Consider the following 18,487-nt stretch of genomic DNA (forward strand, 5'->3'; position numbering starts at 1 on the left):
TGCTGGTCTCGCGCCCGGTCGCCCACCCTCCGGACCGCGGCGCGCCGCCCGGTCGTGGGGTGGCAGCGCGAGGTCGCGGCCCGCCCCGGACCGCAGCGCGCCGCCAGACCCCGGCTGGTTCTCACGGCCGTTTCGCGCGGGTCTTAGGGGCCGCCAGCGCCAGCTGGGCACACCGGCAGCCCGGCGAGCGCTCCCGTTGGTTATCCGATCCCGGAAACCGCGATGGATGCGCGCCGGTCGGGTCCGGCGAGCGTCCATGGTTGCTGAACCGGCCGTGAAACGACGAGGGGCGCTCGCCGGATCACGCGGGCTTGCCGCCGCGGAGGATCTCCAGGGCTATGGGGTAGGCGGAGGCTCGCAAGGTTGCCTCGTCGCCGTCGTCCTCGATCGAGGCGGTGACCGCGGCGATCTGGAACGCCGACAGCGCCAGCCGCACCCGCAACCGCTGCTCGGGACCGGCGCCCTCCGGTGACAGCGCCTCGATCAACGACCGCATGGCGCTCTTGATCTCCGCGCCGATCGGCAGGCCGTGGATCTCGGTGTAGTTCTGCCGGACCAGCATGACCAGGTCGAGACCCCACCGCTCCTGGTGCGCGGCGAACCCGCGCAGCAGCGCCTCCTGCCCGTCCGCGGTCAGCGGCCGCGCGGCGTCCACCACCAGGGCGTTGATCCCGTCCAGATAGCCGCGCAGGATCGCGGTGAGGATCTCCTCTTTGGTCCGGAAGTGGAAATACAACGCGGCCTTGGTGATCCCGAGCTGCTCGGCGATCTCCCGCAGCGACGTCGCGGTGTACCCCCGCTGCGCGAACAGGCTCAGCGCGACACCGACCGCCCGCTCCCGGGTGTCGGTCCGCCGGCTGTCCACTCCGTCGCTGCGCACCCGGTCCCCGCCTTACGTCGAAAGGCCAGAGAGATAGCCTGACGGAAGGCTAGCAAACCACCCGATGCGCAGACCTCACGCTGCGGCGCGGTCCTGGGCCTGCTGCAGCATCGCGTCGATCTCGGCGGGCGGCATCGGGCGGGCGAAGTGGAAGCCCTGCGCCTGGCGGTAGCCCAGCTCGTACAGCCGCCGGGCCTGCTCCGCGGTCTCGACGCCCTCGGCGACCGTGCGCAGGCCCATGGTGTCGGCGATGCCGGTCAGGGCGATCGCGATGGCCTCCTGCTGCGGGCTGCCACCGAGGCCGTCGACGAACGACTTGTCGACCTTGATGATGTCCACCGGGCAGGTGCGCAACAGGCCGAGCGACGAGTGGCCGGTGCCGAAGTCGTCCAGGGCGATGCTGACACCCAGCCGGGACAGCGCGTGCACGGTGGCCAGGGCGCGGCCGCCGGTGAACACCGCGGTCTCGGTGATCTCGATGGTGAGCTGCGCGGCCGGTACGCCGTGCCGGGCCAGCGCCGCGGCCACCACCTCGGGCAGCGCCGGGTCGAGCAGCTGGCGGGCCGAGACGTTCACGGCCACCGAGCGCAGCGCGTCCGGCCCGTACGCCCGGCGCCACGCCGCGGTCTGCGCGCACGCGGTGTCGAGGATCCACGCGCCGAGTTCCACGATCAGCCCGGTGTCCTCGGCGACCGGGATGAAGTCGGCGGGGGAGACCACCCGGCCGTCCGGCTGCCGCCAGCGCACCAGGGACTCGACGCCGAGCATCCGGCCGCCCGGCAACTCCACGATCGGCTGGTAGAGCAGGTGGAACTCGCCGGCGGTGAGTGCCCGGCGCAGGTCCGCGGCGATCGTGGCGCGCTGGGTGAGCCGCTGTTCCAGGGACGCGTCGTAGCGGACCAGGCCGCCGTCCAGCCCGGTGGCCGCCTCGCGCAGGGCGAGCTCGGCCTGCCGGTAGAGGTCGTTGCCGCCCTCGGCGATGCCGACCGACACCTCGACGAGCACGTCGTGGCCGGCCGCGGTGAGCGGTTGCGCGTTCGCGGTGGCCAGCCGGGACACGAAGTCGTCGGCTCCGGGCAGCAGCACCCCGAACTCGTCACCGCCGAGTCGTGCCACCACGTGCGGCCCGGCGACGGCGAGCAACCGGGTGGCGAAGGCGGTCAGCAACGCGTCGCCTGCTGTCGTACCCAATTGGTCGTTTATCGATCTGAACTCCTTGAGGTCGAGCAGGACCACGGCGTGCGGTTCGGTCACCTCGGCGACCGCGGCGGTGAAGTAGCGGCGGCTGAACAACCCGGTCAGGTCGTCGTGCATGGCCTGGCGGGCGACGGTGTCCAGCAGCGTGCCGTTCTCGGCCAGCGCGATCGCCTGCCGGGACACCACGAGCAGCAGCAACAGCGTGGTCCCGGCGACCTGGGTGGTGCTCAGGTGCCCGGTACGGATGAAGACCGTCGCCACCAGAACGCTGGTCAGCCCGGTCGCGACCAGCGGGATCGCGGTGCCCCGCCGGTACGCCGGCAGGTCCAGCCGCTGCCGGGCGCGGGACTGACCGCGGGCGACGTGACGGCACTGGGCGGCCGCGGCGAGCGTGCCGAACAACCCGACGAACGGCAGCACCGCGGCACTGCCATTGAGGTGCGGCCACGGTTTCAGCAGGGTCATGAAGACCGTGGAGAGCGGCCCGGCCAGCCCGATCGGGGCCAGCCACCACAGCGCGCCGCGCGGCACCGGGCTGCGCCGCGCCGACATGATCTTCACGACGACGACCACGCCGGCCGCGGCGATCGCCATCATCGCGATGTTCAGCCACCACGCGGCGGCGCTGACACCGAACCGCTCGATGAACCAGCCGGAGTACTCCGAGGCGGCGATCCCGCCGGTCACCACGACCACCGTCACGTCGAGCACGGCGGTGGTGACCTGCCGCCACGAGCTGCCGCCGCCCGGCAGGCGCAGCAGCCCGGCGATCGCCAGGAGCGTGCCGATCACGTAGAACAGCAGCGTGTGACCGCTGATCGGGGGCATGTCGGTGTAGGGGCGGGTGAGGATGTCGACGGTCTGGCTCATCGACGCGACGAGCACGCCACCCATGGCGATCGACTCGCGGCGCCAGAACGTCCGGAGGTCGCCGTCGGTCCTCGCGGCGGCGCTGCGGAACGCGGCGACGGCCAGCCCCGGGCCGATCACGGCGGGCGCCCAGACCAGCAGGTTCGAGAACGGGACGTGCAGGCCGAACAGGATCAGCAGGACCTCGGCGACGGCCATCAGCAGGGCGATCGGTGCGTACCATGCCCGGTGTGAAGGCGTCCGTGCCACGTCGCCTCCTTCCGTCCCGGCTTCTCCCCCCATGACGCGAAATCGGCGGTGACGGCGCGGACCTGAGTGCTACGTGTGCAGCGACCAGTTGAGGATGTCCTGCTTGGCGGTGCGGTGGCCGCTGGCCCCGGTGAATCCGATCCAGGCGGTGGCCGCGCCGAGCCGGTCGGTCAGGTCGACGGTCCGGTTGATCACCAGGTGTGGTTCGGCCTCGCCGCCGGGGCCGCCGAGGTAGACCCGCAGGTCGTGGCGGATGGCCCGGTAGACGACGCGGGCGCGGAACGGCGCGCCGAACAGCGGCACCGGCGCCTCGGCGGTGGCCAGCGGCTGCCGGTGATCGCGGGTGAGGACCAGTGCGACGTGGTCGTCGAACTCCACCGCCAAGGTCCGGTCGCGCTGCGGCCTGTCGGCTCGCAGGACGAACGCGATGTCGGCGGCGCCGGCGGTGCCGTGGTGCAGCAGCACTTCGAAGGTGGTGTCGAACGAGCCGGTCAGGTCGATCCGCTCGCCGAGCCAGGCCGAGCCGGTCTGCCGCCGCCCGCCGTCGGTGAGCCGCAGGATCGGCCAGCGCGACGGTCCGGCCTTGGCGATCGCGGCGCTGCCGTTGAAGTGCATGGTGGCGGCGGGCGCGAAGTTCACCCACTCGAAGTCCGGCCCCGCCGCTACCGGCGCGGGAACCATCAGCAGAAGCCCTGCGGAGAAAAGGTACGAACGTCGCATACCCTAATTTAGCCGAGCGCTCCGCCGAACCGGGCAGCCACCACCGCGACGGCGTCGCGCAGCTCCGGGCCCTCCTCGACGGTGAACGCGAACGGGATGGTGGCCAGCCACTCCTGGGCGTACATCGCCGGGTTCTGGGTGCTGCCGGTCAGCACGCAACGGTCGCCGGCCGCTGCGAGCACACCCATCGGCGGGCGCACCCACGGCGCCACCTGCTCCATCGGGGCGTGGAACACCACGCGGGTCGGGTGGGCCCAGCCCTTGCCGAGGTTCTCCTCGAGCACCGCGACCGGGTCGAGGCCCTCCGGCGGGGTGAACCGGTGCGCGGTCCGCCGCACGGCACGGATCCGGTCCACCCGGTAGGTCCGGATCGCGGCGGCGCGGTGGGAGTGGCACAGCAGGTACCAGCGGCCGTACCGGACGACGACCGCCCACGGATCGACCTCGGCCTCGAAGTCGTCGGCCCGGTCGCGCCGGTAGGTCACCACCACGCTCCGCCTGTCGGCGATCGCCGAGACCAGGGCACTCGCGGTCGCCGGATCGGTCCGGGCCGCTTCGGGGTCAGGAGCAATTGCCGCGTACGCCCGGAGCGCCGCCGCCTGCCGCCCGATCCCGTCCGGCAGTGCCCGGATCACCTTGCCCAGCGCCGCCCCGACCGGATCATCGGCGCCCGCCGCGCCCGGCAGCCCGTCGAGCACCGTCATGACCAGGCCGAGCGCCTGCTCCTCGGTGAACACCACCGGGGGCAGCCGGGCGCCGCGACCCAGCCGGAACCCGCCGTACGGCCCGCGCACCGACGCGACCGGGACGCCGGCCTCGCGCAGGATCGCGACGTAGCGCCGGGCCGCGCGCTCGCTCACGCCCAGCGCGGTGGCGAGCTGCTCGGCGGTCGTGCCCGGCCGCTCCCGCAGGATCTCCATGGTGCGCAGCGCCCGCGCGGTGGGACTCGATCCGTTCGACACGTCGCGAACGGTACCGGAAGCCGATCGTCCGGAATGGGCTCTAGATTGCTCGGCATGACTGCAGAACAGCTTGTCCTCGTCGGTGGCCTGTGGCTCGACGCGGCCGCGTGGGACGAGGTCGTCGCCGACCTGACCGGGCGGGGCCGCGACGTGGTGGCGGTACGCCTGCCGGTGCACGCCGGGGCGACCCTGACCGACCAGGCGGCCGCGGTGCTCGCCGCCGTGGACGCGGCACCCGGCCGCTCGGTGGTGGTCGGCCACTCGGCCGCCAGCACCCTCGCCTGGCTCGCCGCCGACGCCCGCCCGGACCGGGTGGCCACGGTCGCGATGATCGGCGGGTGGCCGCGGGCCGGTGGCCAGACGTACGGTGACTTCTTCGCGATCAAGGACGGTGAGATGCCGTTCCCGGGCTGGGCCGAGTTCGAGGCGGACGCCGCCGACCTGGACGCGGCGGCCCGGGCGGCGTTCACCGCCGCGGCCGTCGCCGTCCCCGAGCACGTCGCCACCGGTGTGATCACCTACACCGACGAGCGCCGCTACGACGTGCCGGTCGTGCTGATCTGCCCAGAGTTCACCCCGGAGCAGGCCCGGGAGTGGCTCGCCGCCGGTGACCTGCCCGAGCTGACCCCGGTCAAGCACCTCGACACCGTCGACATCGACTCCGGGCACTGGCCGATGCTGACCCGCCCGGCCGAGCTGGCCGGGATCATCGCCGCGCTCTGAGCGGGTCGCTTCAGGGGGAGAGCAGGTCGGGGACGATGCCCTCCCCCAGGAGGGCCCGGAGCCCGTACAGCGCGAACGAGACGGCGACCGAGATCAGGAACGCCGTGACCAGACCGCGCAGGCCGCGCAGCCGGTGCTCCGAGCCGTCGTCCTTCAACGGCGGGAACGCGGTCGGCTTGGTCCACGGCACCTCACGGAACGTCCAGTAGAGCAGCCCCAGCCCGAACGGGACGAGCGCGAACAGCCAGAACCAGTACCACCGCGTGCCGATCACCGGCGGCCGCCCGGCCAGCATCATGCCGAGGAAGACCACGGTGAACAGCAGCCCGATCCCGTTGATCAGGGTGCTCAGGGCCGGCACGTCGGCTGACCGGGACTCGTCCACTGACGCGCGCAGCTGAGCGATCCGGGTGGCGTCGCCGTTGGTGTCGATCCAGTGGGTGCGGTTGTCCGGCGTGCGCCAGGCGAAGATGGTCGGGACGGTGCCCCCGCCGTTCAGCGCCGGCACCGAGAACCACCGGTCCGGGCCGTTGTCGTGCCAGTCTGAACCCCACTCGTAGGCGACGACCCGGCCGGCCGCGATGTCCGCGGTGGCCCGCTCGAAACCGGTCTGCCGGGGTGCGCCCCACCACGCCGCGCCGGCGGCCACCACCCACGTCGCGATCAGTAACAGCCGCGCGAGGCGCCACCAAGATCCACCTGAAGCCATGCGTCGACCATAAACCTGCCGTACAAGCATGAAATCGCACGTCCCCGGGCATCTCCAGCACAACCGAAGGGGAAGTCGATGAGCTGGACACAGACGGTCCGGGAGCGTACCCGGGCCTCACTCGCCGCGGCAGCGAACCGCAACGTGCCACCGCCGTTCACGGTCGGCCCCGATCTGCAGGAGCCGGTGGCGCCGGTGGTGCTGGTCAACCAGACACCGAACAGCGCCGACGTGCTGCCCCGCGGGGTCCGGACGGCCGGCGCCTGGGCGTGGCGGTTCATCCTGTTCATCGTGGCGGGCTACCTGCTGCTGCGGATCATCGCGCTGCTGCAGGTGGTGCTGATCCCGATCGCGGTCGCGCTGCTGCTGGCCGCGATGTTCCAACCGGCCGCCGCCGCGCTGGTCCGGCGGGGCGCCAAGAAGTCCCTGGCCGCCGGTGTTGTGCTGATCGCCGCGCTGGTGCTGGTCTTCGGCGGCCTCGGGCTGATCGTGCGGACCTTCATCGGTCAGCTCGACACGCTCTCCGCGAAGGTCGGTGACGGCCTCGGCGAGGTGCAGCGCTGGCTGGCGAACAGCCCGATGCACGTCACCGACGCGCAGCTGAGCACGTACGTCGACAAGATCCGCGAGACGATCACGTCGAGCCAGGGCTCGATCACGACGGGCGCGCTGAACACCGCGGCGACCGTCGGCGAGGTGGTCACCGGGTTCTTCCTGGTGCTGTTCACGCTGTTCTTCTTCCTGCGTGACGGCGGCCAGATCTGGGCGTTCATCTGCCGGCTGCTGCCGCGGGAGGCCCGGGTGCCGACCGCCCGCTCCGGGCACTACGCGTGGCACACGCTGGTGTCGTACGTGCGGGCCACCGTGCTGGTGGCCTTCGTGGACGCGGTCGGTATCGGCATCGGCCTGCTCGTGCTGCGGGTGCCGATGGCGATCCCGCTGGCCGCCCTGGTCTTCCTGGGCGCGTTCATCCCGGTGGTCGGTGCGGCCATCAGCGGCGTGGCGGCGGTGCTGATCGCGCTGGTCGCGAACGGCCCGGCGACCGCGCTCGCCGTGCTCGCCGTGGTGATCGCCGTGCAGCAACTGGAGGGCCACGTCCTGCAGCCGCTGATCATGGGCCGGGCGGTGGCGTTGCACCCGCTCGCGGTGATCCTGGCGATCGCGATCGGCATCGTGGTGGCCGGCATCGTCGGTGGCCTGGTCGCGGTGCCGCTGCTCGCGGTGCTGAACACCGCGATCCGCTACCTGGTGAGCCACCCGAACGGCGAGCCCACCCCGGACCGCGAATCGCCGGGCACCGAACCGGCCGACGACGACGAGGCCGAGCGGGAGGACCGGGCCGAGGATGCCGTGCGCAGTCTCGACCCGACCAGCCCCCCGCCCGCCTCGACCTCGGTCCCGGCCGGGGCGTAGGGCAGCGGCTGGTGCTCAGGGGTGTCTCAACGCCGTTGAGGCACCCCTGAGCACCAGCCGGGATCGTGAGCGCGTCGCGGCCCGGACCGGGCCGCGACGTCGCGTGAGCAAGCGGCCCCGCAACCGGTGACGGTTGCGGGGCCGCTTGCTGTCCGGGCCGTTTCCGGTCAGTCGGCGAGCGTGCCGTCGGCGACCGCGACCGGGATCGGGTCGCTGAAGTCCGGCGGGTACAGCAGCACCTGGAAGCGGACGTGCTCGGCGCCCTCGGCCACCCCGTCCGCGACGGTCGGCACCGCGAACTCCACCGACGTGGTGCCCGGCTCGATCTCGACGAACGGCTGCAGGCCGGTGCCGGACAGCGGCCGGGACGGCTCCGGATCCTCGCCGGAGTTGTTCTGGAACCACTCCGGGTCGACGTCGGTCGACGACAACTCCGGCCCGGTCGCCGGCGCCTCCGGCTGGAGGAGCAGGTAGAGATAGCTGTCGGCGGGCGCCGACAGGTGCAGCGTCCAGGTCAGCGGCGAACCCTCGGCCGCGGTGGCCGGCGCGACCGTGACGGTCGGCACCGGGTCGTCCTCGCGGACGTGCAGACCGCCGATGTAGTCGCCCACCACCGCATTGCTGACCGCCTTCGCGGCGAGCGGATACCGCTGGTCACCGCCGTAGGTGGTGTTGCCCACCACCGAGATCGGCACCGGGACCCGGGACGCGCCCGGCTTGACGGCCGCCACCCAGGACCGGATGTCGCCGGTGACCGGGTCGCTCAGGAACAGCCGCACCTTGGCCTTCAGCCGGCCGCGCGACACCACCGGCACCGAGTAGGTCGTGGAGCCCGCGTCGCCCTCGTCGACGGTCAGGCCACCGACGTCGACGCGGTCGAGTGCGGCCGGTCGGGGCGCCGGGCTGCCCGGCTGCCATCCCCAGGCGTCGATCAGCCACGCCGGGCCGGAACCCTGCGGGGTGATTTCCAACCCCGCGATGGTACGCAGGGAGCGCGGCAGCGGAAGCCGGACCTCCTGCGCCCAGTACGACGTGGTCAGCTCGGTACCGGGCACCCCGGTGACCGTGGTGCTGCCCAGCGAGGTGCGCCGGCCCCGGCCGTCGGTGACGGTCACGGCGAACGAGGTGGCGGGAGCGTTCGGCGGCACGATCAGCCGCAGCGCCAGCGCCTTGGATCCGGTCACCGGCATCGCCGTGGCCGGTCGCAGCGTGGCGGTGGCGCCGCCGGTGAGCGCGACAGCCACCCGCTCGGGTTCCGGCCCGGCGAACGCCACGAAGTGCGGCGACCCACCGACCCACGAGTTGTTGACCAGGCACGCCTTCTCCGGCTGGTCGGCGACCTGGTCACAGAGCTTGGCGTTGCGTACCGTCAGATCCTGACTTGGAATGATCACCGGAGTGCGGCGGGCGCCGATCGCGTGGGTCAGCACCCGCGCCGGGCCGGCCGACCGCGCCCGGACACCGGAACCGTCCAGCAGCGGGCGAGCCCGGTCGTCCCCGCCGACGAACAGCCGCGCCGCGGTCGCGATGTACGTGGCGCCGACCGTCTGCTCCTGCTGCGGGGTGAGCCGGGTCGGAGCGAAGTCGGGCGTGCAGAGCGGGTCGGGTTCCTCGCTGCCGAAGTCGTCGGTGGCCGGCCCGATCGCCTGCCCCGGCGTCCACTCGGTGTTGAAGTAGTTGTGGTTGGCGCCGATCACGTAGAGCGCGCTGTGCAGCGCCCGCCCGGCGCCGATGCCCCGGGACGCGTCGATGAACAGCTGCCCCTGCAGGTCGGAGACGTCGCCGTCACAGCCGGGCAGGATCGTCGCCGACGGCACCTCGGGGTGCGGGTTCTGCCCGAAAATGGTCGGCCCGATCAGCAGCAGTCCGCGGATCGTCCAGCGGACCCGGCCGTGGTAGTCGTCCTGCGCGGCCGGCGGCGGGGTGAGACTGTCCAGCGCGGCCCGGCTGACGCCTTCGCCGCCGCGGGAGTGTCCCATCAGGAAGACCTTCGACAGGTCCGCGCGCGGCGCCTTCCGCACGATGGCGGGTGCGTTCCGGCGCCCGCTGCCGGCCCAGTCGGCCCAGTGCGCGAGGTGCATGCGGACCAGGGACGAGCGGGCCTGCGCCCCGGCGTCGTCGTCGCCGTTGTCGTACGCGTTGATGCCGTTGGCCGAGATCGACACCGTGACGTAGCCCTGCGAGGCGAGCAGCTGCTGCGCCTGCAGGTACCCGCGGTAGCTGGGCACCGCCTGGGACCCGGTCGCGCAGGGCCAGGCCAGGCTGATCGAGTCCAGGTCGTCGCCGGTGAAACACGTCCAGTGCCGGCCGTGCAGGAACAGCGCGAGCGGCCGGCGGCCCGGCGCGTTCGTCGGCGCGACCACGACGGCCTGCATCTCGACCGGCACCGGATAGTCCGACAGGTGCACGCCCGGCAGCGTGTACTCGCCGGTCGTCGTCGCGTACGGTCCCTTGACCCCGGGGTCGACCGGGTTCGCCGGTTGCGCGGGCCCGGTGGCCGGCGTGCTCGCCGCCCGGCGCTGCGCCGGCTTCGGTGCCGCCGCGTCCACCCGCTTGCCGCCGACCCGGACCTGCAGGTCGCTCAGCGGTCCGGACCGGCCCTGCGGCAGGGTGAACGTGCGCAGGTCGGCGGCGCCCTCGGCCCGGCCGAGCAGCCGGTCACCGGACCAGAACTCGACCGCCGCGTCACCCGGCGGGATCAGCCGGTCGCTGGTCCAGGTCAAGGCCTGCTTTTTTCCGCCGGCGCCGTCGAGGGACCAGCCGGGTGGCAGCGCGCTCGCCGCCGGTTCCGGTGGATCGGCCCAGGCGGGAGCCGACGTTCCGAGCAGCAGAGTGCTTGCCACCACCGCGGCGGCCAAGATTCTTCGCATGCCGCCTGTCTAGTAGAGGCATGCAAATCAATCTATCGTCGGCACGTCCAGACCCCGGCTGGCGCTCAGGGGTGTCATCCCCGCCTCGAGACACCCCGGAGAGCCAGCCGGCCACCGCAACGGGCGCCGCGGTCAGTTGCCGACGCCGACGCCGGCCGGTCCGTGGGCCCGCGCGGACGCCGGCCGGTCCGTGGCCCCCGGCGGATGTCGGCCGGTCAGTTGCCGACGCCGACGCCGGCCATGAACGCCGACGGGTAGCGGTCGCCGCGCGCCGCGCCCCTCGGCACCGCCCGCTCGATCTCGGCCAGTTCCTCCGCCGTGAACGTCACGTCGAGGGCCGGCAGCGCCTCGGCCAGCCGCACCCGGGTGCGGGCGCCGACCACCGGCACGATGTCCTGGCCCTGCGCGGCGACCCAGGCGATGGCGAGCTGGGCGACCGTGCAGCCCTTGGCCTCGGCGATCCGGCGCAGCGCGGTGACCAGGGCCAGGTTGTGATCGGCGTTCTCGCCCTGGAATCGCGGCATCATCCCGCGGTGGTCGCCGGCGCGCACCTCGGCCGGGTTCCAGTGCCCGGAGATCAGGCCGCGGCTCAGCACACCGTAGGCGGTCATCCCGATCCCCAGCTCCCGCAGCACCGGCAGCACCTCGGCCTCCACCGCCCGGCTGATCAGCGAATACTCGATCTGCAGGTCGGCGATCGGGTGCACCGCGTGCGCCCGCCGGATCGTCTCGGCGCCGACCTCGGAGAGCCCGACGTGCCGCACGTACCCGGCGTCGATCATCTCCTTGATCGCGCCGACGGTCTCCTCGATCGGCACCGCCGGGTCGAGCCGGGCCGGGCGGTAGACGTCGATGTAGTCGACGCCCAGCCGGGTCAGCGAGTAGGCCAGCAGGTTCTTCACCGCGACCGGCCGCCCGTCCTGCCCGTTGAATCCGCCACCGGGCTGGGTCAGGCCGCCGAACTTCACGCTCAGCAGGTAGTCCTCGCGCTTGCGGCCCCGCAGCGCCTCGGCGAGCAGCATCTCGTTGTGCCCGGTCGCGTAGTGGTCGCCGGTGTCGATCAGCGTGACGCCGGCGTCCAGCGCGGCGTGCACGGTGGCGATGCTCTCGGCCCGGTCGGCGTCGCCGTAGGCGCCGTTCGACATGCCCATCGCGCCGAGCCCGAGGGCGGAGACGGCCGGACCGGTGTTTCCCAGCATTCGTGTCTGCATGCCGTTGAGCCTGCGCCGGGTTCCGGGGGCGCGGGAGCGGAGCGCTTATCGTGGGAGAGCCACTCCCTGTCTCGTCCGGGCCTGGCGAGAGAGCATGGTGGCATGCAGCGTGACCAGCTCGCCGACTTCCTGCGCCGCCGCCGCGAGGCGATCCGGCCGGCCGAGGTCGGCATCGCCGAAGGACCCCGCCGGCGCACCACCGGCCTGCGCCGCGAAGAGGTGGCGATGCTCGCCGGCATGTCGGTCGACTACGTGATCCGCCTCGAACAGGGCCGCAGCAGCCAGCCGTCGACCCAGCTGCTCACCGCCCTGGCCCGCGCCCTGCGCCTCTCCGACGACCAGCGCGACCACCTGTTCCGCCTGGCCGGCCACCAGCCGCCACCCGCCGACGGCGTCGCCCGCCTGGCCCGCGCCGGCCTGGTCCGCATGCTCGACCTGCTCCGCGACACCCCCGCCATGGTCATCTCCGACCTCGGCGAGGTCCTGGCCCAGAACCGCACCTCGATCCTGGTGGCCGGCGACCACAGCGGCTTCACCGGCGACCGCCGCTACCTGACCTACCGCTGGTTCACCGAACCCGAGGCGCAAGCCGGCCATCCCCAGTCCGAAATCGATCGCCATGCCCGCCAGATCGTCTCCGACCTGCGCGCCGTCGTCGGCCGCCGCTCCGGCGACCCGGTCGTCACCGGCCTGCTCACTCGGCTGCAGGCGGCGAGTCCGCACTTCCGGGAGTTGTGGGACGAGCACGAGGTGGGTGTCCGCCGCGCCGACCGCAAGACGCTGATCCACCCGCGAGTCGGCCCGCTCCTGATGGACTGCGAGACGCTCGTGACCCCGGACCTGGGCCAGCAGCTGGTGGTCCTGACCCCGGCCGACGCCGACACCCGCGACCGACTGAACCTCCTGTTGGTCCTCGGCACCGAGGAATTCCCCGCGTCGCTGTCCGGCACCGGCCCCCGCTGACGGCCTCGTCCGAGGTCCCGTGACTGGCCGGTCGGTAGGGTCTCGACCATGGACGTTGTCGTGGTGGGCGCCGGGATCGCCGGGCTGTCGTGTGCGCAGGCGTTGCGCGAGGGCGGCGCTCGGGTACGCGTGGTCGAGCGAGGCCGGGTGCCCGGCGGCCGGTTGGCCAGCAAGCGGTACGACGGCCGCTACGCCGACATCGGCGCCGCCTACCTGGTCGCCGACGACCCGGACTTCACCGCGCAGGTCACCTCGTGGGAGTCGCGCGGGCTCGCCCGGCCGTGGACCACCGCCCTGCGGGTCTATCCCGGCGGGCAGGAGAGCTCCGGACCGGTGCGGTGGGCGGCGCCCGGCGGGCTGCGGTCACTGGCCGCCGACCTCGCCGCCGGGCTCGACGTACGGCTGTCGACGCCGATCACCACCGTCCCCGAGGACGCGGACGCCGTGGTGCTGGCCATGCCCGGTCCCCAGGCCCTGCGGCTGGCTCCGCCACCGGCGATCGCCCTTGCGGCAGGTGCGCAGACCTGGCAGCCGGTGATCGCTGCCGTCCTCACCTATCCGTCCCGCGAGTGGGGCGATCTGCGCGGCGCCTTCGTCAACGAGAGTCCACTGCTCGCCACGGTGTGCGACGACGGTGACCGTCGCGGCGACGGCGCCCCGGTGCTCGTCGCCCACTCGACCGCCGCGCTGGCGGCCCGGCATCTGACCGCCCCCGAGTCGGCCGGGCCGATTCTCGCCGAGGCCGTCGGGGAGCTGCTCGGTATCGCCGCGAAGCCCGAGGTGCACGTGCACCGCTGGACTTATGCCCAGCCGGTGGCCACCACCGGCGCCCTCTACGCCGTGGACGGCCGGGTCTGGCTCTGTGGTGACGCCTTCGGCCGCCCGCGCGTCCAGACCGCCTGGCTCTCCGGCCGTGCGGTGGCCCGGGCCGTGCTCGGCTGACCAGCCGGCAACCGGGAGATCCTCGTCTCCCGGCCACCGGACCGGTCGCCGGTCAGGCCGCCCGAGCCAGCTGGTCCGGAGACCGGTCCGGCCTGGTGTCGGTGGCTGACGCCAGCTCGGCTGTGGTCACGTAACCTGCCTCGACGGCCAGGTCACCCAGGCGCCGCCACGGCCCGTCGGTCATCACCTGCAGGTCGAGCAGCTCGCCCAGCTGTTCCTCGGTGATCAGCCCAGCGGTCATCAGGAGCTGGCCGACCCGGCGACTCGCGACCACGGGCTGGGTACGTGACCAGCGGCCCAGCGCCAGATGAACGATCGGCGCCAGGCAGGTGACGATGGTCAGCACGGCCCAGAAGTACAACGACACGAAGCTGTGGTGCCTCGCGACGCCGGCGGCGATGCAGGCGCCGCTCACCGCGGCCCAGGCCAGGTGGGGCCGGAACGCGCGCCAGGTGTCGCCGGTCGCGGCGGAACCCTTGGGGGTGACCACGTAGGCGAGCGGGCGTCCGGCCAGCTGGGCGGCCGCCGCGGCGAGGTAGACCGGTGCGGTGATCAGTTCGAGCGCCATGCCGCTCAGGCCCCACGAGCGGCGCTCGTGGGCGACCAGATTGAACCGGCGGGTGAACTGGACGAAAGCCAGTCCGGCCGCGACGTTGATCAGGAACAGCAGTGCCCAGATCATGCTGGGGAGCCGGGTGATGGTGACCCCGCCGACCAGGTACAGGGCGGTGAGGAAGATGCCACTGACCCAGGAGATCGCGGTGGTCGGGTAGTGCGTCTGCAACGCCGCGAACGACAGCCGCTGGCTCACCTGCGGCATGCGGCGCAGCACCGCCGGTGAGTGGCTGCGAGCGATCTGCCAGATCCCGTAGGCCCAGCGTTTCTGCTGGCTGAAGAAGTCGGAGTAGGTCGCCGGTCCTTCACCGACCGCGATCACGTCGGGGGTGTAGACGCCGCGCCACGCGTGACCGGTGGCCGGGTTGGTCGCGGCGAAGATCACCATCGAGGTGAGGTGGTCCTCGATGATCGAGTCCTGGTACCCGTTGATCTGCTGGAACGCGGCGGGCCGATAGAGGTGGTTGGTGCCGATCAGCAGCGGGGCGCCACGCCCGTTCCCGCCGCGCTGGATCACCCCGTGGAACAGGTACGCGAGTTCGGCGGCGCCGCGCGCGACGAACGACTCCGTCAGGTTCGCGTACACCTGCGGCGCCACCACGAAGGCGGTGTCCGGGTCGGCGAAGTAGCCGAGCGTTCGTTCCAGGAAGTTCGGATAGGGGACGTGGTCGGGGTCCATCTGCGCCACCACGTCGTACTCGCTCTCGTGGGCGGAGCGCCAGGCGTTGTGGTTGCCGTGTTTTGTCCGGGCCTTGAACGCGCCGGCGGGCTGGTTCCAGTCCGGCTGGCCCTTGCGGCTGAAGTGGCGCACTCCGAGCCGTTCGCAGCGGCGCCGTACCTCGGGGTCGTCGCCCTCATCGAGCAGCCAGACGTCGAGGACACCGTCGTGCCGGATCCGCCGCATCGCCCGCAGGGTCGCCATGACCAGCTCGACAGGCTCCTTGCCGGGCACGATCGTGGTCAGCACCGCCACCCGCAGACCGGGTGGGGGCACCATCGGAATCGGGTCCCTGGCCCGGGCGGCGAAGAACGTCAGCACCAGCGTCCGCAGCGCCACGATGACCTGCATGGCGACCATGACGAGCAGGCCGATCACGGAACAGACCGCCAGGACGGCGTTCTTCGACTGCAGCACCGGCAGGTTGCCCGGCATCAGCAGATAGATCGCCAGGGCGATGGCCGCACCCACGTGCAGCAGGCCGAGCGCCCGCAGGGTCCAGTCGTCGCGGCGGGAGTACGCCGGCCGATAGCCGACGCGGGATCGCGTCGGCTGGAGTGCTCCGGTGAGTTCAGTGGCGGCACGCCCGTAGAGGGCGCCGGGTATTCGGCGTTCGACGTGGTCGTTCATACCTGTGTGCACCAGTCCTGTCCTCGGTTGTCCTTTCATCGGCCGCGTGGGTGGTGGTCCGAGCTTTTGCCACGCCCGTCCTGCCCGCCGGATCGGGCGGGCACCGGGTCGGAGCAGGAGAGGTGCTGGACCCGGGTGTTGACGCCCAGGTGCGGGAGGGTCACCGAGGTGGTCGCGACGCCGAGGCTCGGCGAGACGGTGGCTGCCGGGCCGGGTAGGTCGGCCGGGCACTATTCCGTTCCGCGGGCGGGTGCCGCGGCGACGACTTCGACCTCCAGGGTGAGGCCGGGCAGGAACAGTCCGCTGACCTGGACCGTGGTGCTGGCCGGCGGGTCCGCCGGGAAGATCCGGCGCCGGACCGCGGCGTAGGCCGGGAGATCGGCCAGATCCATCATGTACGTCCGGACGTGCAGGACGTCGCCGAACCCGGCACCGTGCGCGGCGAGCAGCCCGCCGATGATCTCGAAGATCCGGGTGGCCTGGGCTCCGGTGTCGCCGGGTGCGACGACCGCGCCGGCGTCGTCGACCGCCACCTGGCCGGCCAGGGTGAGCAGGGCGCCGCCGGGCAGGTCCAGGCGGGCGACGTTCGCGAACCGATCCGCGTAGGGCGCGGCCACCGAGGCGGGGTTGTCGAGGGTGAGTTTCACGGAGTCCTCCAGGGGGTCACGAGCGTGTTCCGGTGCGGCCCCGGCGAGTCAGGCCGGGTCTGCGGGGTGGCGCGGGGCGGGACTGATCAGGGTGGACAGGTCGGCGGTGTGGTCGGGGAGCGCTTCGAGCAGGCGCAGGGTGGCGGCGACGACGGGGCGGCCGGCCGGCTCGTCGTGCGTCAGGTGCAGGTCCTTGATGGCGAGGGCGACCGGGAAGTCAGCAGTGGTGCTTGTCGCGCGGCGCAGTGCTCCGCCCAGCGGCCCGGTGGTCAGCAGGTCGGCCGCGACGGCCCGGTCGATGCCGAGCCCCTCCGCGGTCAGCAGGGTGTCGTGCAGCGCGCCGAGCGCGGTCAGCATCGCGGTGTTCAGCATCAGCTTCACGCTGCTCGCGACGCCGGCCGCACCACATCGCCGGACGGTGCCGAGGTGGTGCAGGACCGGTTCGGCACGCCGCAGCGCTTCGGGAGTTCCGCCGGCCAGGATGGCCAGGGTGCCGGCCGCTACGGCGTCGACGCTCCCGCCGACCGGGGCGTCCACGAAGTGCACCCCGTCCGGCAGCCGGTCCGCGACCCCCGTCGTCTCCACCGGACCGATCGTCGACATCTGCACCAGGACGGTGCCGGACCGCAGCGCCGCCACCGCACCGTCGCCGGGCAACGCCGCGCCGAATAGGACCGCCTCGACGGCGTGCGCGTCGGTGAGCATGGTGATCACCAGGTCCGCCGCGGACACCGCTTCGGCGGGCGTAGTGGCGACCTTGGCACCGGCGGCGGCCGCCGCGGTGGTGCGGGACTGGTCGCGGTTCCAGACCGTGACCTGGTGACCGGTTTCGCTCAGGCGGATGGCCAGGGCGGTGCCCATCCGGCCGGTGCCCAGGACCGTGATCGCTGTCATGGGAACGACGCTAGGGGAGCGGGCGCCATGCGACCAACGACTGTCTCGCATGGCTGACATGCGCGGCTAGCATGAGTTGGTGGAGACCCAGTTGCTCGACGTTTTCCGTACCGTGGCGCGGCTCGGCTCGATCACGGCGGCGGCCCGGCGGCTGCGGTTCACCCAGTCGGCCGTGTCGCGGCAGGTGGCGGCGCTGGAGGCGGAGGTCGGGGCTCGGTTGCTCGACCGGCTGCCCCGGGGCATCGCGTTGACCGAGCAGGGGCGGGCGCTGCTGCCGTACGCGGAAGCTGTTCTTGATCGTGTGGCCGCGGCCCGTCAGGCAGTCGGCGATCTTGAGGCCCTCGATGCCGGGCGGTTGCGGGTGGGCGCGTTCGCGACGGCGGTGGCGGCGCTCGTGCCGCGGGCGCTGGCGACGTTCCGGGACGAGTTTCCGGGGGTGGCGTTGTCGCTGGTGGAGGGGATGTCGCCGCGGCTGCTGGAGCGGTTGGTGGCCGGGGACGCGGATGTGGCGGTGGTCAGCAGTGCGCCGGCCGGGCCGCCCGATTCCGATCGGTTCGAGCTGCACCATCTGCTTGATGAGCGGATGTTGGTCGCGGTGCCGCGGGGGCATCGGCTGGCGCGGCGGCGGACGGTGCGGCTGACCGAGTTGGCCGACGAGTCGTTCATCGCGAACTCGCCGCGGGCCGAGGAGACGTTGCTGGGGGACAGTGCGGCCGCCGGGTTCCGGCCGCGGATCGACATCGTGGTGGGTGAGTGGACCGGGAAACTGGGGTGTGTCGCGGCGGGGCTCGGGGTGACGCTGGTTCCGGTGCTGGCGGCGCGGGGCGCGCCGGCCGACATCACGCTGCTGCGGCTGCATCCGGACGACGTGCCGGTGCGCAAGGTGTATGCCGCGACGGTGGCAGGGCGGACGCGGTCACCTGCGGTGGAGCGGTTCTTGAGTTGCTTGACCGAGGCGGCGGGCGCCTTCGTGTAGTGGACAGTGAAGATCGACGGACGTTATGGTTCCGGTCCCTCTCCACAAAGGACCGCCCTTGCCCGGCCGCTGACGGCGTCGGCGTCATCGGCACGATGTACTCCATCGACCCGGCCGGCCAACATCACACCCACGACACCATGTGGTGGGGTGGCGCCGGCACGTCGAAGACCTGGGACTTCGAAATCGATGAGGGCTCACAGGTGGTGATGTCCTGCTGGCTGGTCAACGGCGGGATCAACGGCACTCCCGTCCTCGGCACGACCGTCGTCAGCCGGAGCGGCATCGCCTGACGGTG

16 protein-coding genes are annotated in these 18,487 nt (G+C 72.6%); 6 read left to right on the top strand and 10 right to left on the bottom strand.

What is annotated here, in order from left to right:
* Positions 1-301: 301 nt before the first annotated feature.
* The 4 genes from Apa02nite_RS39485 to Apa02nite_RS39500 all read right to left on the bottom strand — a co-directional run bounded on the left by Apa02nite_RS39485 (position 302) and on the right by Apa02nite_RS39500 (position 4,878).
* Positions 302-880, bottom strand: coding sequence for a TetR/AcrR family transcriptional regulator (locus tag Apa02nite_RS39485; protein WP_203829614.1), 579 nt, complete (start codon positions 878-880; stop codon positions 302-304).
* A 75-nt stretch (positions 881-955) separates the two neighbouring features.
* Positions 956-3,196: a putative bifunctional diguanylate cyclase/phosphodiesterase gene (locus Apa02nite_RS39490; RefSeq protein WP_239164858.1), complete on the bottom strand. Its 2,241-nt coding sequence runs from the start codon at positions 3,194-3,196 to the stop codon at positions 956-958.
* A 69-nt stretch (positions 3,197-3,265) separates the two neighbouring features.
* On the bottom strand, positions 3,266-3,877 hold the full coding sequence (locus tag Apa02nite_RS39495) for an L-type lectin-domain containing protein (protein WP_203829616.1): 612 nt from the start codon (positions 3,875-3,877) through the stop codon (positions 3,266-3,268).
* A gap of 47 nt (positions 3,878-3,924) precedes the next feature.
* Entirely contained in the window at positions 3,925-4,878 is a 954-nt protein-coding gene (locus Apa02nite_RS39500) for a helix-turn-helix transcriptional regulator (protein ID WP_203829617.1), read from the bottom strand.
* 54 nt (positions 4,879-4,932) lie between these two features.
* On the opposite strand from Apa02nite_RS39500, the gene Apa02nite_RS39505 reads away from it, so the two are divergent.
* Positions 4,933-5,601, top strand: coding sequence for an alpha/beta fold hydrolase (locus Apa02nite_RS39505; RefSeq protein ID WP_203829618.1), 669 nt, complete (start codon positions 4,933-4,935; stop codon positions 5,599-5,601).
* Between the two features lie 10 nt (positions 5,602-5,611).
* On the opposite strand, the gene Apa02nite_RS39510 is transcribed toward Apa02nite_RS39505, so the two are convergent.
* Positions 5,612-6,310, bottom strand: a complete 699-nt coding sequence (locus Apa02nite_RS39510; protein WP_203829619.1) for a hypothetical protein — start codon at positions 6,308-6,310, stop codon at positions 5,612-5,614.
* A 78-nt stretch (positions 6,311-6,388) separates the two neighbouring features.
* Between Apa02nite_RS39510 and Apa02nite_RS39515 the strand changes: the two genes are divergently transcribed.
* Positions 6,389-7,723, top strand: coding sequence for an AI-2E family transporter (locus Apa02nite_RS39515; protein WP_203829620.1), 1,335 nt, complete (start codon positions 6,389-6,391; stop codon positions 7,721-7,723).
* Between the two features lie 167 nt (positions 7,724-7,890).
* Here Apa02nite_RS39515 and Apa02nite_RS39520 read toward each other — a convergent pair whose 3' ends face one another.
* Together Apa02nite_RS39520 and Apa02nite_RS39525 are read right to left on the bottom strand one after the other, a co-directional pair.
* Positions 7,891-10,593, bottom strand: a complete 2,703-nt coding sequence (locus Apa02nite_RS39520) for an alpha/beta hydrolase family protein (protein ID WP_203829621.1) — start codon at positions 10,591-10,593, stop codon at positions 7,891-7,893.
* A gap of 215 nt (positions 10,594-10,808) precedes the next feature.
* Positions 10,809-11,804 carry an aldo/keto reductase gene (locus Apa02nite_RS39525; RefSeq protein ID WP_203829622.1) on the bottom strand — a complete coding sequence of 332 codons (996 nt, stop codon included), beginning with the start codon at positions 11,802-11,804 and terminating at the stop codon, positions 10,809-10,811.
* 102 nt (positions 11,805-11,906) lie between these two features.
* On the opposite strand from Apa02nite_RS39525, the gene Apa02nite_RS52080 reads away from it, so the two are divergent.
* Entirely contained in the window at positions 11,907-12,767 is an 861-nt protein-coding gene (locus Apa02nite_RS52080) for a helix-turn-helix transcriptional regulator (RefSeq protein ID WP_203829623.1), read from the top strand.
* A 48-nt stretch (positions 12,768-12,815) separates the two neighbouring features.
* Positions 12,816-13,709: an NAD(P)/FAD-dependent oxidoreductase gene (locus Apa02nite_RS39535; RefSeq protein WP_203829624.1), complete on the top strand. Its 894-nt coding sequence runs from the start codon at positions 12,816-12,818 to the stop codon at positions 13,707-13,709.
* A gap of 52 nt (positions 13,710-13,761) precedes the next feature.
* On the opposite strand, the gene Apa02nite_RS39540 is transcribed toward Apa02nite_RS39535, so the two are convergent.
* From Apa02nite_RS39540 to Apa02nite_RS39550, 3 genes are all read right to left on the bottom strand, one after another.
* Positions 13,762-15,684 (bottom strand): glycosyltransferase family 2 protein, encoded by a 1,923-nt coding sequence (locus Apa02nite_RS39540; RefSeq protein ID WP_239164859.1) that lies wholly within the window; start codon positions 15,682-15,684, stop codon positions 13,762-13,764.
* 218 nt (positions 15,685-15,902) lie between these two features.
* Entirely contained in the window at positions 15,903-16,319 is a 417-nt protein-coding gene (locus tag Apa02nite_RS39545; RefSeq protein ID WP_203829625.1) for a RidA family protein, read from the bottom strand.
* 48 nt (positions 16,320-16,367) lie between these two features.
* Positions 16,368-17,213, bottom strand: a complete 846-nt coding sequence (locus Apa02nite_RS39550; RefSeq protein WP_203829626.1) for an NAD(P)-dependent oxidoreductase — start codon at positions 17,211-17,213, stop codon at positions 16,368-16,370.
* A gap of 79 nt (positions 17,214-17,292) precedes the next feature.
* Between Apa02nite_RS39550 and Apa02nite_RS39555 the strand changes: the two genes are divergently transcribed.
* Complete coding sequence (locus Apa02nite_RS39555; protein WP_203829627.1) at positions 17,293-18,189, top strand: LysR family transcriptional regulator; 897 nt, start codon at positions 17,293-17,295, stop codon at positions 18,187-18,189.
* A 95-nt stretch (positions 18,190-18,284) separates the two neighbouring features.
* Positions 18,285-18,482, top strand: coding sequence for a hypothetical protein (locus Apa02nite_RS39560; RefSeq protein WP_203829628.1), 198 nt, complete (start codon positions 18,285-18,287; stop codon positions 18,480-18,482).
* Positions 18,483-18,487 lie beyond the last annotated feature (5 nt).

Origin of the sequence: Actinoplanes palleronii, from assembly GCF_016862315.1 — a bacterium.
GTDB lineage: Bacteria > Actinomycetota > Actinomycetes > Mycobacteriales > Micromonosporaceae > Actinoplanes > Actinoplanes palleronii.

What these genes read in the sequence shown, in the direction of transcription:
- Apa02nite_RS39495 (WP_203829616.1), bottom strand. Translation starts at nt 3,877, where the DNA reads ATGGTTCCCGCGCCGGTAGCGGCGGGGCCGGACTTCGAGTGGGTGAAC.
- Apa02nite_RS39505 (WP_203829618.1), top strand. Translation starts at nt 4,933, where the DNA reads ATGACTGCAGAACAGCTTGTCCTCGTCGGTGGCCTGTGGCTCGACGCG.
- Apa02nite_RS39510 (WP_203829619.1), bottom strand. Translation starts at nt 6,310, where the DNA reads ATGGCTTCAGGTGGATCTTGGTGGCGCCTCGCGCGGCTGTTACTGATC.
- Apa02nite_RS39515 (WP_203829620.1), top strand. Translation starts at nt 6,389, where the DNA reads ATGAGCTGGACACAGACGGTCCGGGAGCGTACCCGGGCCTCACTCGCC.
- Apa02nite_RS39520 (WP_203829621.1), bottom strand. Translation starts at nt 10,593, where the DNA reads ATGCGAAGAATCTTGGCCGCCGCGGTGGTGGCAAGCACTCTGCTGCTC.
- Apa02nite_RS39525 (WP_203829622.1), bottom strand. Translation starts at nt 11,804, where the DNA reads ATGCAGACACGAATGCTGGGAAACACCGGTCCGGCCGTCTCCGCCCTC.
- Apa02nite_RS52080 (WP_203829623.1), top strand. Translation starts at nt 11,907, where the DNA reads ATGCAGCGTGACCAGCTCGCCGACTTCCTGCGCCGCCGCCGCGAGGCG.
- Apa02nite_RS39535 (WP_203829624.1), top strand. Translation starts at nt 12,816, where the DNA reads ATGGACGTTGTCGTGGTGGGCGCCGGGATCGCCGGGCTGTCGTGTGCG.
- Apa02nite_RS39550 (WP_203829626.1), bottom strand. Translation starts at nt 17,213, where the DNA reads ATGACAGCGATCACGGTCCTGGGCACCGGCCGGATGGGCACCGCCCTG.
- Apa02nite_RS39560 (WP_203829628.1), top strand. Translation starts at nt 18,285, where the DNA reads ATGTACTCCATCGACCCGGCCGGCCAACATCACACCCACGACACCATG.